This window comes from Streptomyces sp. WMMC500, assembly GCF_027497195.1.
Lineage (GTDB): Bacteria > Actinomycetota > Actinomycetes > Streptomycetales > Streptomycetaceae > Streptomyces.
In genome coordinates, this window is record NZ_CP114905.1 from 509,233 (window position 1) to 523,056 (window position 13,824).

General features: G+C 74.6%; 14 protein-coding genes. 9 read left to right on the top strand and 5 right to left on the bottom strand.

Going from position 1 to position 13,824, the window contains the following annotated elements:
• Positions 1-103 precede the first annotated feature (103 nt).
• The 3 genes from galE to idi all read left to right on the top strand — a co-directional run bounded on the left by galE (position 104) and on the right by idi (position 2,847).
• The gene (gene galE / locus O7599_RS02060; RefSeq protein WP_281620326.1) at positions 104-1,090 is read left to right on the top strand and encodes a UDP-glucose 4-epimerase GalE; all 987 of its coding nucleotides are present in this window, start codon (positions 104-106) and stop codon (positions 1,088-1,090) included.
• 158 nt (positions 1,091-1,248) lie between these two features.
• Positions 1,249-2,178 carry a cation diffusion facilitator family transporter gene (locus O7599_RS02065; RefSeq protein ID WP_281620327.1) on the top strand — a complete coding sequence of 310 codons (930 nt, stop codon included), beginning with the start codon at positions 1,249-1,251 and terminating at the stop codon, positions 2,176-2,178.
• Positions 2,179-2,286: 108 nt separating this feature from the next.
• A complete protein-coding gene (gene idi / locus O7599_RS02070; protein WP_281620328.1) occupies positions 2,287-2,847 on the top strand; it encodes an isopentenyl-diphosphate Delta-isomerase in 561 nt (186 codons plus the stop codon).
• Here the strand turns inward: idi and O7599_RS02075 are convergent.
• Positions 2,780-3,310, bottom strand: coding sequence for an ATP-binding protein (locus O7599_RS02075; RefSeq protein WP_281620329.1), 531 nt, complete (start codon positions 3,308-3,310; stop codon positions 2,780-2,782). The two genes, idi and O7599_RS02075, sit on opposite strands and share 68 nt — an antisense overlap.
• A 404-nt stretch (positions 3,311-3,714) precedes the next feature.
• On the opposite strand from O7599_RS02075, the gene O7599_RS02080 reads away from it, so the two are divergent.
• Both O7599_RS02080 and O7599_RS02085 read left to right on the top strand, forming a co-directional pair.
• Positions 3,715-5,340 (top strand): ABC-F family ATP-binding cassette domain-containing protein, encoded by a 1,626-nt coding sequence (locus O7599_RS02080; RefSeq protein ID WP_281620330.1) that lies wholly within the window; start codon positions 3,715-3,717, stop codon positions 5,338-5,340.
• 37 nt (positions 5,341-5,377) lie between these two features.
• Positions 5,378-6,169, top strand: a complete 792-nt coding sequence (locus O7599_RS02085) for an enoyl-CoA hydratase/isomerase family protein (RefSeq protein WP_281620331.1) — start codon at positions 5,378-5,380, stop codon at positions 6,167-6,169.
• A gap of 36 nt (positions 6,170-6,205) precedes the next feature.
• Here the strand turns inward: O7599_RS02085 and O7599_RS02090 are convergent, their stop codons facing one another.
• Together O7599_RS02090 and O7599_RS02095 are read right to left on the bottom strand one after the other, a co-directional pair.
• Positions 6,206-6,853 (bottom strand): DJ-1/PfpI family protein, encoded by a 648-nt coding sequence (locus O7599_RS02090; protein ID WP_281620332.1) that lies wholly within the window; start codon positions 6,851-6,853, stop codon positions 6,206-6,208.
• Positions 6,854-6,908: 55 nt separating this feature from the next.
• Positions 6,909-7,859 carry a GlxA family transcriptional regulator gene (locus O7599_RS02095; RefSeq protein WP_281620333.1) on the bottom strand — a complete coding sequence of 317 codons (951 nt, stop codon included), beginning with the start codon at positions 7,857-7,859 and terminating at the stop codon, positions 6,909-6,911.
• A gap of 115 nt (positions 7,860-7,974) precedes the next feature.
• Between O7599_RS02095 and O7599_RS02100 the strand changes: the two genes are divergently transcribed.
• From O7599_RS02100 to O7599_RS02110, 3 genes are all read left to right on the top strand, one after another.
• The gene (locus O7599_RS02100; protein WP_281620334.1) at positions 7,975-8,838 is read left to right on the top strand and encodes a hypothetical protein; all 864 of its coding nucleotides are present in this window, start codon (positions 7,975-7,977) and stop codon (positions 8,836-8,838) included.
• A gap of 131 nt (positions 8,839-8,969) precedes the next feature.
• Complete coding sequence (locus O7599_RS02105) at positions 8,970-9,107, top strand: LPFR motif small protein (protein ID WP_281620335.1); 138 nt, start codon at positions 8,970-8,972, stop codon at positions 9,105-9,107.
• 133 nt (positions 9,108-9,240) lie between these two features.
• Positions 9,241-11,706, top strand: a complete 2,466-nt coding sequence (locus O7599_RS02110) for a Tex family protein (protein WP_281620336.1) — start codon at positions 9,241-9,243, stop codon at positions 11,704-11,706.
• A gap of 183 nt (positions 11,707-11,889) precedes the next feature.
• On the opposite strand, the gene O7599_RS02115 is transcribed toward O7599_RS02110, so the two are convergent.
• Positions 11,890-12,531, bottom strand: coding sequence for a LysE family translocator (locus O7599_RS02115; protein ID WP_281620337.1), 642 nt, complete (start codon positions 12,529-12,531; stop codon positions 11,890-11,892).
• A gap of 83 nt (positions 12,532-12,614) precedes the next feature.
• Between O7599_RS02115 and O7599_RS02120 the strand changes: the two genes are divergently transcribed.
• The gene (locus O7599_RS02120; protein WP_281620338.1) at positions 12,615-13,070 is read left to right on the top strand and encodes an Lrp/AsnC family transcriptional regulator; all 456 of its coding nucleotides are present in this window, start codon (positions 12,615-12,617) and stop codon (positions 13,068-13,070) included.
• Between the two features lie 36 nt (positions 13,071-13,106).
• Here O7599_RS02120 and O7599_RS02125 read toward each other — a convergent pair whose 3' ends face one another.
• Positions 13,107-13,808: a sulfite exporter TauE/SafE family protein gene (locus O7599_RS02125; RefSeq protein ID WP_281623249.1), complete on the bottom strand. Its 702-nt coding sequence runs from the start codon at positions 13,806-13,808 to the stop codon at positions 13,107-13,109.
• Between the last annotated feature and the right edge of the window lie 16 nt (positions 13,809-13,824).

Consider the following 13,824-nt stretch of genomic DNA (forward strand, 5'->3'; position numbering starts at 1 on the left):
ATCCCTGGAACCCCGGGTTCACCGCCCGTTCGCCTCGACCGGGTGGCGATCATCATTTCGCAGCTCGCACCCGTGCTCCAAACCGGGGCGGTAGTGTTCCGCCATGACGTGGTTGATCACCGGCGGGGCCGGTTACATCGGCGCGCATGTCGTGCGGTCCATGGCGGGTGCCGGGGAGCGGGTCGTCGTGCTGGACGACGGGTCCACCGGCAATCCGGCCCGGCTGCCCGCGGACGTACCGCTGGTGCGCGGCACGTTCCTGGACCGGCTGCTGCTCGACCGGACCTTCGCCGAGTACGGCGTCACGGGCGTGGTGCACCTGGCGGCGAAGAAGCGGGTCGGCGAGTCCGTGGAGCAGCCGCTCTCGTACTACCGGGAGAACGTGCACGGCCTGGGCGTGCTGCTGGAGGCCGTGGTGGCCGCGGGCGTCCGGCGCTTCGTGCTGTCCTCCTCCGCCGCCGTCTACGGCACGCCGGACGTCGCTCTCGTCACCGAGGACACCCCCTGTCTGCCGATCAACCCGTACGGCGAGACCAAGCTCGCCGGCGAGTGGCTGCTGCGGGCCACCGGCCGCGCGCACGGGCTGGCCACCGCCTGCCTGCGCTACTTCAACGTCGCCGGTGCGGCCGCCCCCGAGCTGGCGGACACCGGGGTGTTCAACGTGATCCCGATGTTCTTCGAGCGGCTGACGGCGCACGAGCCGATGCGGATCTTCGGCGACGACTACCCCACCCCCGACGGCACCTGTATCCGCGACTACGTGCACGTGGTCGACCTCGCCGACGCCCACCTGGCGGCGGCCCGCCGCGTCGCCGCCCCGGCGGTCTCCGGCGACCTGACGGTGAACCTCGGCAGCGGCACGGGCGTGTCGGTGCGGGAGCTGACCGAGGTCGTCGCCGACGTCACGGGGCGGCGCGAGCACGCCCCGGTGGTCCGCCCCCGGCGCCCCGGGGACCCGGCCCGGGTGGTCGCGTCGTACGACCTGGCGGCCAAGGAGCTGGGCTGGCTCCCCCGGCTGGACGTGCGCGCCATGGTCGAGTCCGCCTGGGCGGGCTGGCTGCACAGCCGTCCGGCGGCGCGGCGCGGCTGACCAGCCGAGACGCTCGCAGGAGCGTTTCCGCAGGTCAGACGATGAAAACCGACTTCATGTCAGGGTTTGGCGAATACCCCCTGCCCGTAGTTCACTGAGATCGTCGGGCGGGCAGGAGGGCTGTCCGCGACCGTCTCGGGAACCGGAGGGCACGCGGCATGGGCGCTGGGCACGACCACTCCCACGGACCGGCCGCCGGCACGGCCTCCGCCGCGCACCGCGGCCGGCTGCGCGTCGCCCTGCTCCTCACGCTCTCGGTGCTGGGGCTGCAGGTGGTCGGCGGGGTGATCACGGGTTCGCTGGCGCTCGTCGCGGACGCCGGGCACATGGCGACCGACGTGGTCGGGCTGTCCATGGCGCTGCTGGCGATCCACTTCGCGAACCGGCCGACGAGCGAGCGGCGCACCTTCGGCTTCGCGCGGGCCGAGATCCTGGCGGCGCTGGCGAACTGTCTGCTGCTCTTCGGCGTCGGCGGCTACATCCTCTACCAGGCGGTGCGCCGCTTCATGGACCCGCCGGAGATCGAGGGCGGGCTGACGTTCGCGTTCGGTGCCGCGGGCCTGGTGGTCAACCTGATCTCGCTGGCGCTGCTGATGCGCGGCCGGCAGGAGAGCCTGAACGTGCGCGGCGCCTTCCTGGAGGTGCTGGCGGACGCGCTCGGGTCGGTCGCGGTGATCATCTCGGCGCTGGTGATCGTCACCACCGGCTGGCAGTACGCGGACCCGGTCGCCTCGCTCGCCATCGGCTCGATGATCATCCCGCGGACGTTCCGGCTGCTGCGGGAGGCGCTGGACGTGCTGCTGGAGGCGGCGCCCAGGGACGTGGACGTCTCCGAGGTGCGTACGCACATCCTCGCGCTGCCGGGCGTGGTGGAGCTGCACGACCTGCACGTGTGGACGATCACCTCGGGGATGCCCGTGATATCGGCGCACGTCGTGGTCAGGGAGGACGTGCTGCAGGCCGTGGGGCAGGAGCGGCTGCTGCACGATCTGCAGGGGTGCCTCGGCGACCACTTCGACGTCGACCACTGCACGTTCCAGATCGAGCCCGTCGGACACGCCGAGCACGAGGCACATCTCTGTCATTGAGCCGTCGCCGGTAGGGCAGACTGAACGAGGCGTTCCGTCGTCTCCGCCCGCCGCGGCACCCGGGGCGGCGCTGCACCGGACGCCGTAGATCGGACGCGAAGGATGGGCATGCCGGCCGCTACCACCGAAGAGATCATGCTGGAGCTCGTCGACGAGGACGGCACCACCGTCGGCACCGCCGAGAAGCTGTCCGCGCACCGGGCGCCCGGCCGGCTGCACCGCGCGTTCTCCGTATTCCTCTTCGACACCGCCGGCCGGATGCTCATCCAGCAGCGGGCGCTCGGCAAGTACCACTCCCCCGGCGTGTGGTCCAACTCGTGCTGCGGCCACCCCTACCCGGGCGAGTCGCCGCTGGCCGCCGCGGCCCGCCGGACGTTCGAGGAGCTGGGTGTCTCGCCGGCGCTGCTGGCCGAGGCGGGGACGGTGACGTACCACCACCCGGACCCGGAGTCGGGACTGGTCGAGCACGAGTACAACCACCTCTTCGCCGGGCTGCTGCGGGCCGAGCCGCGGCCGGCCGCGGACGAGGTCGGCGCGGTCGCCTTCGTCACGGCGGAGGAGCTGGCCGAGCGGCACGCCGAGGACCCGTTCTCGGCGTGGTTCATGACGGTGCTCGACGCTGCCAGGCCGGCCATCCGGGAACTGACGGGGCCGGCGTCCGGCTGGTGAAGCCGGGCAGCGGGAGGGAGGCCCAGATCACCTTCCCGCCGTCGACGGTGTGCTGGACGTCGCAGGCACCGCCCGCCTCGTGCGTGAGCGTCTTGACGAGCAGCAGGCCCCGGCCGCCCGTCTCCGCTTCGTCCGCCTGCAGGGCCTTCGGGCGGTACGGGTGCTGGTCCCGGACGGCGACGCGGACCCAGCCGGCGCTGACCGACAGCTCGACGCCGATCTCCGGGGAGAGCACACCGGCGTGCCGGACCGCGTTCGTCACCAGTTCCGAGACGATCAGCAGCACGCTCTGCAGCAGTTCGTCGCCGATGGGCACGCGCCGGCGGACGAGGAGCTCGCGTACGGCGTGCCGGGACTGGGGCACGGAGGAGTCGAGCGCCGGGGCGTCGAACTTCCAGGTGCCCTCGTAAGCCGCCGGGACGACCTGCCCCGGCTCGGGTCTGAGTCTTCCGCCGTCGTTCACCGCCGGCACCTGCTTTCACTACCGCTCACCCTCCGAGTGTTGGCAATCACCGTCAGCTCACCCCCCATCGCGCAGAACTTGACTGGCTTTCGTCACCTTCCGACCGGCTGCGCCATGACCGGCCTGCGTTGAGATCGAAATAATCGGTTGCCGATTCCCGTTGAGCCGTCGTACGTTCCCAGTGCCCTGCAGTCGACGATTGGAGAAGGTGTTGCTCGTCTGAGGTCTCTTCGGCACCGTGCCCGCGGCGTTTCCCGTGTGCGGCACGTGCGACCTCATGGCTCGAGCCACCTCTCCCTCCTGCAGGGCACCCAGCCCCGCTCCCGTTCCACCCGGCTCTCCCAGGTCGCCGTCCGGTGCCGACGCCGCCCCGTCGCACCCCTACGAGCCCACCGGGAGACGCCATGTCATTTCCCTCCACGCCGCACACCGCGGCCTCCGTCATCTGCTCCGGGCTGGCCTTCACCTGGCCCGACGGCACGACCGTCTTCGAGGGCTTCGACCTCGCGGTCGGCCCCGGCCGCACCGGGCTGGTCGGCCGCAACGGCACGGGCAAGTCCACGCTGCTGCGGCTGATGGCCGGGGAGCTGAGCCCGGCCGCCGGCACGGTCAGGGCCGCGGGCTCGGTCGGCTACCTGCCGCAGAACCTCGTCCTCGACACCGCCGCGCGGGTCGACGCGGTGCTGGGCATCGCCGGTGTGCGGCGCGCGCTGCACGCGATCGAGGCGGGGGACGCCGCCGAGGAGCACTTCACCGCCGTCGGCGACGACTGGGACGTCGAGGAGCGTGCCCGCGCCACCCTCGACGAGCTCGGCCTGGCGCACGTCGGCCTCGACCGCACCATCGGCGAGGTCTCCGGCGGCGAGTCGGTGCTGCTGCGGCTGGCGGCGCTGCTCATGCGGCGGCCGGACGTGCTGCTGCTGGACGAGCCGACGAACAACCTCGACCTGACGGCCCGCCGCCGGCTGTACGCGGCCGTGGAGTCGTGGCCGGGCGTGCTGGTGATCGTCAGCCACGACCGCGAACTGCTCGACCGCGTCGACCAGGTGGCAGACCTGCGGGACGGCGAAGTCGCCTGGTACGGCGGCAACTTCACGGCGTACGAGGAGGCGCTGGCCGTCGAGCAGGAGGCCGCCGAGCGGACGGTGCGCTCCGCGGAGGCCGACCTCAAGCGGCAGAAGCGCGAGCTGGCCGAGGCCCACGAGAAGCTGAGCAAGCGCAAGCGGTACGCCGACAAGCAGTTCGCGAACAAGCGCGAGCCGAAGATCGTCATGAACGCGCGCAAGCGGGAGGCCCAGGTCTCCGCCGGCAAGCACCGCATCATGCACGAGGAGCGGCTGAAGGACGCCGGCAAGCGGCTGGACGAGGCGGAGGCGGCGGTACGGGACGACGACGAGATCCGCGTCGACCTGTCGTACACCGCCGTGCCCGCGGGCCGGGAGGTGTTCACGTTGCGCGGACTGGAGCTGCGCTACGGCGCGCGGGTCGAGGCGCTGCAGGTGCGCGGCCCGGAGCGGATCGCCCTGACCGGGCGCAACGGCGCCGGCAAGTCGACGCTGCTGCGCACGGTCGCCGGAGAGCTCGCCCCGCGGGCCGGTGAAGCGGCGGTGCACGTGCCGCTGCGCTATCTGCCGCAGCGGCTCGACGTGCTCGACGACGCGCTGAGCATCGTCGAGAACGTGGCCCTGCTGGCGCCCGCGGCGACCAACCAGCAGATCCGCGCCCGGCTGGCCCGGTTCCTGTTCCGGCAGGGCAGGGCGGACCAGATCGTGGGCACGCTGTCGGGCGGAGAGCGGTTCCGCGCCACGCTGGCGGCCCTGATGCTGGCAGAGCCGGCACCGCAGTTGCTGATGCTGGACGAGCCGACGAACAACCTGGACCTGGCGAGCGTGCGGCAGTTGGTCCGCGCGCTGGAGTCGTACGCGGGGGCGCTCGTGGTGGCCAGCCACGACGTGCGGTTCCTGCGCGACATCGGGATCACGCGCTGGCTGGCGCTGGACGGGGAGGTGAGCGACATCGAGCCGCTGTAGATCCGGGGCTCCGCCCCGCCGTGAGAGGCTCCCGGGCATGAGCGAAGGTGAGCTGCGGTGCAGCACCGACGGGGGCGTGGCGACGCTGGTCATCAGCAACCCGGCCAAGCGCAACGCGATGACGCCGGACATGTGGCGCGCGCTGCCCGGACTGCTGGCGGGGCTCGCCGCGGACCGGGCGGTACGCGCGGTGGTGCTCACCGGCGCGGGCGGCACGTTCTGCGCGGGCGCCGACATCGGCTCGCTGCGGGCGGGCAGCGAGGGCACGCAGGGCCTCGCCGAGGCCGCGGAGGAGGCGCTCGCCGCCTTCCCCAAGCCGACGCTGGCCGCCGTACGAGGGCACTGCGTGGGCGGCGGCTGCCAGCTCGCGGCGGCCTGCGACCTGCGGTTCGCCGCCGAGGACGCGCTGTTCGGGGTCACCCCGGCCAAGCTGGGCATCGTCTACCCGGCGGGCGCGACGCGCCGGCTCGTGCGGCTGGTGGGCCCGGCGACGGCGAAGTACCTGCTGTTCTCCGCCGAGTTGATCGACGCCGCGCGGGCGCTGCGCACCGGCCTGGCGGACGAGGTGCTGCCCGCGCCGGAACTCGGCGCGCGGGTGGCGGAGTTCACGTCGGTGCTCGCGGCGCGCTCGCAGCTCACGCAGGCGGCGGCGAAGGACTTCGCGGACACGGCCGCGGTGTACGGGGACGACGGCTCGCCCGCCGGCGCCGGTTCGGACGCGGCACGTGTCGCGCACTGGGCCCGGCAGGCGCGCGCGGCCGGCGACACCGCGGAGGGCGTGGCCGCGTTCCTGGAGCGCCGCGAGCCGCGCTTCACCTGGACGGTCTGACCGCCGTCGCCCCGGCCCCCGGACCCCGCCGCGCGGTCAGTCCCGTACGCCTTCGAGGACGAACCGGCTGCGGGAGCGCAGCAGTCGGACGATCTCCGCCGGCGCCTTCTCCGGTGCGCCCGCGTCGTAGGGCGGCTGCGGGTCGTACTCGGTGGCGAGCTGAACAGCCTGCCCCCTCGCGTCCCCCTGGAGCCGCCCGACCAGTGTCAGGCTCATGTCGATGCCGGCGGAGACCCCGGCGGCGGTGACGTACTTGCCGTCGAAGACCACCCGTTCGCCGGCCGGCTCGGCGCCGTGGGCGCGGAGCTGCTCGCGGGCGAGCCAGTGCGAGGTGGCGCGGCGCCCGCGCAGCAGGCCGGCGGCGGCGAGGACCAGCGAGCCGGTGCACACGGAAGTGGTCCACCGGGTGTGCTCGTCCACGGCCCGCAGCCACTCGTGCAGCGGCCCGTCGGCCATCTGCTCCGACTGGCCGGGCCCGCCGGGGACGACAACGATGTCCGGCCGCCCGACCTCGTCCAGCGCGGCGTCGGCGACCACGGCGAGGCTGCCGACGTCGTTGCGTACCGGGCCGCGGGCCTCGGCGACGGTGACGACATCGGCGCCGCTCATGCGGCCGAGCATCTCGTACGGGCCGACGGCGTCGAGGGCGGTGAAGCGGTCGAAGAGCACGATGGCGATCTGCATGGTTCCTCTTCCTCTTTCGTTCGGGTCGGTGGACCGCGCTGGCGGTACGGACGGTTCAGGCGGCGGCGAAGCGGCGGCGGTACTCGGCGGGCGAGGCGCCGAGGCTCCGGACGAAGGCGCGCCGCATCGCCTCCGGGGTGCCGTAGCCGCAGAGCCGGGCGACCTCCTCGACGCCGTACGCGCTGTCCTCCAGCAGCCGGCGGGCCGCCTCCAGGCGCACGCCGTCGACGTACCGCCCGGGCGTCACGCCCGTCTCGGCCCGGAAGGCGCGCGCGAAGTGGCGCGGCGAGAGGCCCGCCCGGCCGGCCAGCGTGTCCACGGACAGGTCGCCGCCGGGGTGTTCGTCGATCCACTGCTGCACCGCGCGCAGCGGCTCCCGCTGCGCGGTCTGGGCGGCGAGATGGGTGCTGAACTGCGCCTGGTTCCCCGGGCGCCGCAGGAACACCACGAGGTGGCGGGCGATGCGCAGCGCGAGGTCGCGGCCCAGGTCCTCCTCGACGAGCGCGAGCGCGAGGTCGATGCCGGAGGTGACGCCGGCGGAGGTGGCCACGTCGCCGTCGCGGACGAAGATCGGGTCGGGGTCGACGTCGACGGCCGGGTGGCGGCGGGCGAGTTCTTCGCAGTACGACCAGTGGGTCGTGGCCCGGCGCCCGTCCAGCAGCCCGGCGCCGGCGAGCAGTTCTGCGCCGGTGCAGACGGAGACCACCCGCCGGGCGGCGGGCGCCCGGTCGCGCAGCCAGCCGGTGATCTCCGGCTGCGGGCGGCGGGCGCCGTGGCCCCCGGGCACGACGAGGGTGTGCGGCGCGGGGGCGCCGGCCAGCGGGCCGTCGGGCGTCAGCGTGAGCCCGGAGGAGGCGCGCACGGGCCGGCCGCCGACGGAGGCGGTGCGTATCCGGTACGTGCCGGGGGTGGCCCGCTCGGCGCCGGCGAACACCTCCAGCGGGCCGGTGAGGTCGAGGCTCTGCATGTCGTCGAAGAGGACGAAGAGGACGGTGCGCGCTGCCATGGCTCCATCGTGGGCTCCGGCCGCGCCGGCAGCAATGACGAAGATCCCACCTTTCCTGCCATGCCACCGCACCGCCCCCTTCTCTTGCTAAGCGTCCGCTCAGTAGCCTGGCCGCATGACGTCACTCCCGCCGCGCGCCGGCCGCCGCTGCCAACAGGTCCTCAATCCGCTGCACTCGGCGATCTACTTCGCGCCGGAGTTCACCGAGGAGTTCGCGGGCATCGGCATCGACGGCTGGCACGCCGCGTACTTCACCGCCCGGTCCGCCGCCATGGGTCCCGTCGGTCCCGGCGTGGTCACCGCCACCTTCTACAACTACAGCCACCGACTGGCCGCACAGCACCTGCCCGCCGCCTGGACGGCCGCGGACCCGGACACGGTGCTGGCGGCCCGGCTGCGCGTCGCCGACGCCGTGCTGCGGCGGCTGCTCGGCGAGGAGACGATCGCCTCGCCGGAGCTGGCCGAGGCCGCGGAGCTGGCGCAGCGGGCGGCGGCGGGCGGCGAGCGCGCCGGCCGGGCGCTGTACGCGGCCGAGGAGGAACAGCCGGTGCCGGACGCCCCGCACCTGGTGCTCTGGCACGCCGCGACCCGGCTGCGCGAGCACCGCGGGGACAGCCACAACGCGGTGCTGGCCCACGCCGGGCTCGACGGCCTGGAGTCCCAGGTCACCCACACCGCTTCCGGGTTCGGCTTCACGCCCGGGTTCGCGCAGTACTCGCGCGGCTGGGATGCGGAGGAGTGGGCCGCTGCCCAGGAACGGTTGCGGGCCCGCGGGCTGCTGACCGGAGACGGCGAGCTGACCGAGGCGGGCACGGAGCTGCGCAAGGGGCTGGAGGACGAGACGGACCGGGTGGACCTGGGCCCGTACGCGGGTCTGGGCGCGGCGGGCGTGGCGCGGCTGACCGAGCTGGCCACCGGCTACACCAGCGCCGCACTGGCCGCGGGGGCGATGCCCAAGGACATCTTCGGCAAGGGCTGACGGCCGCGGCCCACGGCCGCGGCCCCACGGGCGCGGTCCGAGGGTGGGGCCCGCGGGTGGGGCCGCCGGTGTTTGCGCGGGGCCGCGACGGCTACCCGCCGTACTCCACCCGAGCAGCGAGGAGATCAGCCATGCGAGCCATCGCCGACGTCCTGCGCATGATCGGCGGCGCCCTTGCCACGATCGTGACGCTTCCCTTCCGCCTGGTCGCCCGGCTCTTCAGCGGGGCCTCCCGGACCGGTCGCAGGAACCGCCGGCGCACCGTCTGAGACCCCGCCCGCCCGCCGCCCGGAGCGCGTCCTCGCCCCCTGTCCCGGACGCGCCCCGGGCCGTTCCGACCCGCCGGGCTCCCGCCGGGCGCCCGGCTGTCGGCCGGACCTGCCACAATGCAGTCCGCCACAGATGACAGAAAGCGGGGCGGACGTGACGGCGTCGGTATCGATTGAGGCCAGGATCGCCGAGGAGCTCGGCGTACGCGAGCGGCAGATCACTGCGGCGGTGCGGCTGCTCGACGACGGCGCCACCGTGCCGTTCATCGCGCGTTACCGCAAAGAGGCGACGGAGATGCTCGACGACGCCCAGTTGCGCACCGCGGAGGAGCGGCTGCGGTATCTGCGGGAGCTGGAGGACCGGCGGGCGGCGATCCTGGAGTCCGTGCGCGGCCAGGGCAAGCTGACCGAGGAGCTGGAGGCGCAGATCCGTGCCGCCGACTCCAAGGCCCGGCTGGAGGACGTCTATCTGCCCTACAAGCCGAAGCGCCGCACCAAGGCGCAGATCGCCCGCGAGGCCGGTCTCGAACCGCTGGCCGACGGGCTGCTGGCCGACCCCTCGGTGGAGCCGCTCGCGGCGGCCGCCGCGTTCGTGGACGCGGACAAGGGCGTCGCCGACCCGGCCGCGGCGCTGGAGGGCGCGCGGGCCGTGCTCACCGAGCGGTTCGGCGAGGACGCCGACCTGATCGGCGAGCTGCGCGAGCGGATGTGGACGCACGGCCGCGCGGCCGCCAAGGTGCGCGAGGGCAAGGAGGAGGCGGGCGCGAAGTTCTCGGACTACTTCGACTTCGCCGAGCCGCTGACCGACCTGCCGTCGCACCGCATCCTCGCCCTCTTCCGCGGCGAGAAGGAGGAGATCCTCGACCTCTCCCTGGAGCCCGACGGGCCCGGCGAGGCGGAGCAGGAGGGCCCGTCGGCGTACGAGCGGGCCATCGCGGCCCGGTTCGGCGTGGAGAACCGGGGCCGGCCCGCCGACCCCTGGCTCGCCGAGACGGTGCGCTGGGCGTGGCGGACGCGCATCCTGGTGCACCTCGGCATCGACCTGCGGCTGCGGCTGCGCACGGCCGCCGAGGACCAGGCGGTGGACGTCTTCGCCGCCAACCTGCGGGACCTGCTGCTGGCCGCCCCGGCGGGGACGCGCCCCACGCTGGGCCTGGACCCCGGGCTGCGTACGGGCGTGAAGGTCGCCGTCGTCGACGCCACCGGCAAGGTCGCCGCCACCGCGACCGTGTACCCGCACGCGCCGCACCGGAAGTGGGACGAGGCGCTGGCCGTCCTCGCCGAACTCGCGCGCGTGCAGGCCGTGGAGCTGGTCGCGATCGGCAACGGCACCGGCTCGCGGGAGACCGACAAGCTGGCCGCCGATCTGATCGCCGCGCAGCCCGCGCTGAAGCTGACGAAGGTGATGGTCTCGGAGGCCGGGGCCTCGGTGTACTCGGCGTCGGCGTTCGCCTCCCAGGAGCTGCCGGAGCTGGACGTGTCGCTGCGCGGCGCGGTGTCCATCGCGCGGCGGCTGCAGGACCCGCTGGCCGAGCTGGTGAAGATCGACCCGAAGTCGATCGGCGTCGGCCAGTACCAGCACGACCTGGCGGAGGCGAAGCTGTCGCGCTCCCTGGACGCGGTCGTGGAGGACTGCGTCAACGGCGTGGGCGTCGACCTCAACACCGCCTCGGCGCCGCTGCTGGCGCGGGTCTCCGGCATCGGCGCGGGGCTCGCGGAGAACATCGTGGCGCACCGCGACGCCAACGGCCCGTTCCGCAGCCGCGCGGCGCTCAAGGACGTGCCCCGGCTGGGGCCGAAGGCCTTCGAGCAGTGCGCGGGCTTCCTGCGCATCCGCGGCGGCGAGGACCCGCTGGACGCCTCCGGCGTGCACCCGGAGGCGTATCCGGTGGTGCGGCGGATGGTGAAGGCGGGCGGCGCGGAGGTGGCGGCGCTCATCGGCGACGCGCGGACGCTGCGGTCCCTGAAGCCGCAGGACTTCACGGACGAGCGGTTCGGGCTGCCGACGGTGACCGACATCCTCAGGGAGTTGGAGAAGCCGGGGCGCGACCCGCGGCCCGCGTTCCGCACGGCGGTGTTCAAGGAGGGCGTGGAGAAGATCGGCGACCTGCAGCAGGGGATGGTGCTGGAGGGCGTGGTGACGAACGTGGCCGCGTTCGGCGCGTTCGTCGACGTGGGCGTGCACCAGGACGGGCTGGTGCACGTGTCGGCGATGTCGAAGACGTTCGTGAAGGACCCGCGCGAAGTCGCCAAGCCCGGCGACATCGTGAAGGTGAAGGTGCTGGACGTGGACGTGCCGCGGAAGCGGATCTCGCTGACGCTGCGGCTGGACGACGAGCCGGGCAAGCCGGCGGCCGGCGGCCGGGGCGGCGGGCGCGAGCGGGACCGGCAGGGCCCGCCGCGGCAGCGCGGCGGCGGGCCCGGCGGCGGCCAGGGTGGCGGCGGCCAGGGCGCGGGCGGCGGGCGGCAGCGCGGGGGCGGGGGCCGGCGCCGCGACGCACAGCCGGAGAACAGCGAGATGGCGGACGCGCTGCGACGCGCGGGCCTGCTCGGCGGCGGCGGCCGGGGCGGCGGCAACGCGCCGCGCGGCAAGCGCTGATCGCGCCTCGCCCGCCGCGGCGCGGCGAGCCGGCGACCGGCGGCGAGCCCGGCAGGGCGGCGGGGCGCGGGACGGTTCACAGGCCCGCAGCGGCGGGAACCCGGCTGCGCTCCGGGTCCCCGCCCTGCCGGTGCACGTGGTCGCGGCGGCCGTCGTGCGCGGTCGCCGGCCGGGCACCGGCGGTCAGTGGGCGCCGGCCGTGAAGCCCGCGGTGGCCAGCAGCAGGGCCGCGGAGACGGCGCTCAGCCGGCGGGCCGCCCGCGGGTTCCTGCCGAAGGCGCTGCCGGCGCGGGCGGAGACCAGCGCCACCAGCACGTAGCCGAGCGTGCAGTTGACGACGTGCACCAGGCCGAGCACCGCGGTCTGCACGCCCAGCGGCAGCGCCGCGTCGGGGTTGATGAACTGCGGGATCAGCGCCAGGTACAGCAGCAGCCCCTTGGGGTTGAGCAGCGCCGTGAGCAGGCTCTGCCGCAGCACCGTCGCCGGGCCCGGGCCGGCGCCGGCGGGCCCGTCCGCCGCCGCGCGCAGCCCCCCGGTGCGGCGCAGCGAGCGCAGGAGTTGCCAGGCGAGGAACACCAGGTACGCCGCGCCCGCGTAGCGCAGCGCGGGCAGGGCCCCGGGCACCGCCCCCAGGGCCGCCGCGAGGCCGACCGCGGCGAGCACGGTGTGCGCGGCGTAGCCGGTGCCGATGCCGGCGACCGCGTACAGCGCCGCCCGGCGGCCCTGGCCGAGGCCGCGGGCGACGATGTACAGCCAGTCGGGCCCGGGGGTGGCGATGAGCAGCAGGTCGACGCCGAGAAACAGCACCAGCAGGTGGGTGTCCATGCGGGCGACGCTAGCCGTCGCGCCGGGGCAGCCGATGGCCGATCTCCGCCCCGAAGGGCCGCCGCGTGGCAGAAGATGGCGTCATGGACGCCATCGACCGCGCGATCCTGCGCGAACTGCAGCGGGACGGCCGCCTCAGCAACACCGAGCTCGCCGACCGGGTCCGGCTGACCCCCTCCCCCTGTCTGCGCCGGGTGCGGCAGTTGGAGCGGGACGGCGTGCTGCGCGGCTATCGCGCGCTGCTCGACGCCGACGCCGTCGGCCGCGGCTTCCAGGCGTTCGTCACCGTGGCGCTGGCGCGGGAGGACCGGGCGACGGTGGCCGAGTTCGAGCGCATGGTCCAGGAGCGCGAGGAGGTCGTCGAAGCTCACCGCGTCTTCGGCGACACCGACTTCGTGCTGCGCGTCGCGGTCGGTGACCTGGCCGCGTACGAGAAGTTCAACACCGAGGTGCTGCTCGCACTGCCGGGCGTGGCCCGGGTGACGTCTCATCTGACGATGAAGACCGTGAAGGAGGACCGGGGGCTGCCCGTACGGTGACGGGCGGCGGCCGGGTCGGGCGGCGCGCCGCCGGTGTCAGAGCCCCAGCAGGCCCTTCGTCAGCGTGGCCGCGCCGCCGGCCAGCCCGAGGATCAGCACCAGCCGGCGCGCGGGCGCCTCGGGCACCCGGTCGCCCAGGGCGCGGCCGATGAGCGCGCCCGCGGCGACGGCCGCCACGCACAGCACCCACGCGACGGCCGACAGGTCGGGCGGTCCCTTGGCGGTGACGGAGACGATGTTGATGACGACGCCGTAGAACAGGGCGTTCGGCACGAACTCCCGCACCGTCCAGCCCGCGTTGACGGCGTACAGCGAGACGGCGGGGCCGCCGATGCCCGCGGAGGAGTTCATGAAACCGCTCACCGCGCCGGCCGTGACCGCCCCGCCGGTGCCGCGCAGCGACTCGGCGCGGGCCCCGGCCATGACGAGCCCGACGGCGCCGCAGACCATCGCGCCCATGCCGGTCAGCAGCACGGGCGCGGGCAGTTGCGCGGCCGTGACGGCGCCGATCGGCACCGTGCAGACCGCGGCGGCCAGCAGCGGCACCATGGCGCCGGGCCGGACCTGCCGCCAGACGGTGGCCAGGCCGAACACGCAGATGGCGCCGGCGGCGACGTTGGACAGCCGGACGCCCTCGGCCGGGCCGAGCACCAGTGCCAGCGCCGGGCCGGCGACCAGCGCGAGGCCGATGCCCGCGAGCCGCTGCACGGACGCGCCGAGCAGCAGGACTCCGGCCATGAGCAGGACTTCGCCG

Bases quoted from the DNA above. Each gene is read 5' to 3' on its own strand.
- galE (WP_281620326.1), top strand. From the start codon at position 104: ATGACGTGGTTGATCACCGGCGGGGCCGGTTACATCGGCGCGCATGTC.
- O7599_RS02065 (WP_281620327.1), top strand. From the start codon at position 1,249: ATGGGCGCTGGGCACGACCACTCCCACGGACCGGCCGCCGGCACGGCC.
- idi (WP_281620328.1), top strand. From the start codon at position 2,287: ATGCCGGCCGCTACCACCGAAGAGATCATGCTGGAGCTCGTCGACGAG.
- O7599_RS02080 (WP_281620330.1), top strand. From the start codon at position 3,715: ATGTCATTTCCCTCCACGCCGCACACCGCGGCCTCCGTCATCTGCTCC.
- O7599_RS02085 (WP_281620331.1), top strand. From the start codon at position 5,378: ATGAGCGAAGGTGAGCTGCGGTGCAGCACCGACGGGGGCGTGGCGACG.
- O7599_RS02090 (WP_281620332.1), bottom strand. From the start codon at position 6,853: ATGCAGATCGCCATCGTGCTCTTCGACCGCTTCACCGCCCTCGACGCC.
- O7599_RS02095 (WP_281620333.1), bottom strand. From the start codon at position 7,859: ATGGCAGCGCGCACCGTCCTCTTCGTCCTCTTCGACGACATGCAGAGC.
- O7599_RS02100 (WP_281620334.1), top strand. From the start codon at position 7,975: ATGACGTCACTCCCGCCGCGCGCCGGCCGCCGCTGCCAACAGGTCCTC.
- O7599_RS02105 (WP_281620335.1), top strand. From the start codon at position 8,970: ATGCGAGCCATCGCCGACGTCCTGCGCATGATCGGCGGCGCCCTTGCC.
- O7599_RS02110 (WP_281620336.1), top strand. From the start codon at position 9,241: ATGACAGAAAGCGGGGCGGACGTGACGGCGTCGGTATCGATTGAGGCC.
- O7599_RS02115 (WP_281620337.1), bottom strand. From the start codon at position 12,531: ATGGACACCCACCTGCTGGTGCTGTTTCTCGGCGTCGACCTGCTGCTC.
- O7599_RS02120 (WP_281620338.1), top strand. From the start codon at position 12,615: ATGGACGCCATCGACCGCGCGATCCTGCGCGAACTGCAGCGGGACGGC.
- O7599_RS02125 (WP_281623249.1), bottom strand. From the start codon at position 13,808: ATGGCCGGAGTCCTGCTGCTCGGCGCGTCCGTGCAGCGGCTCGCGGGC.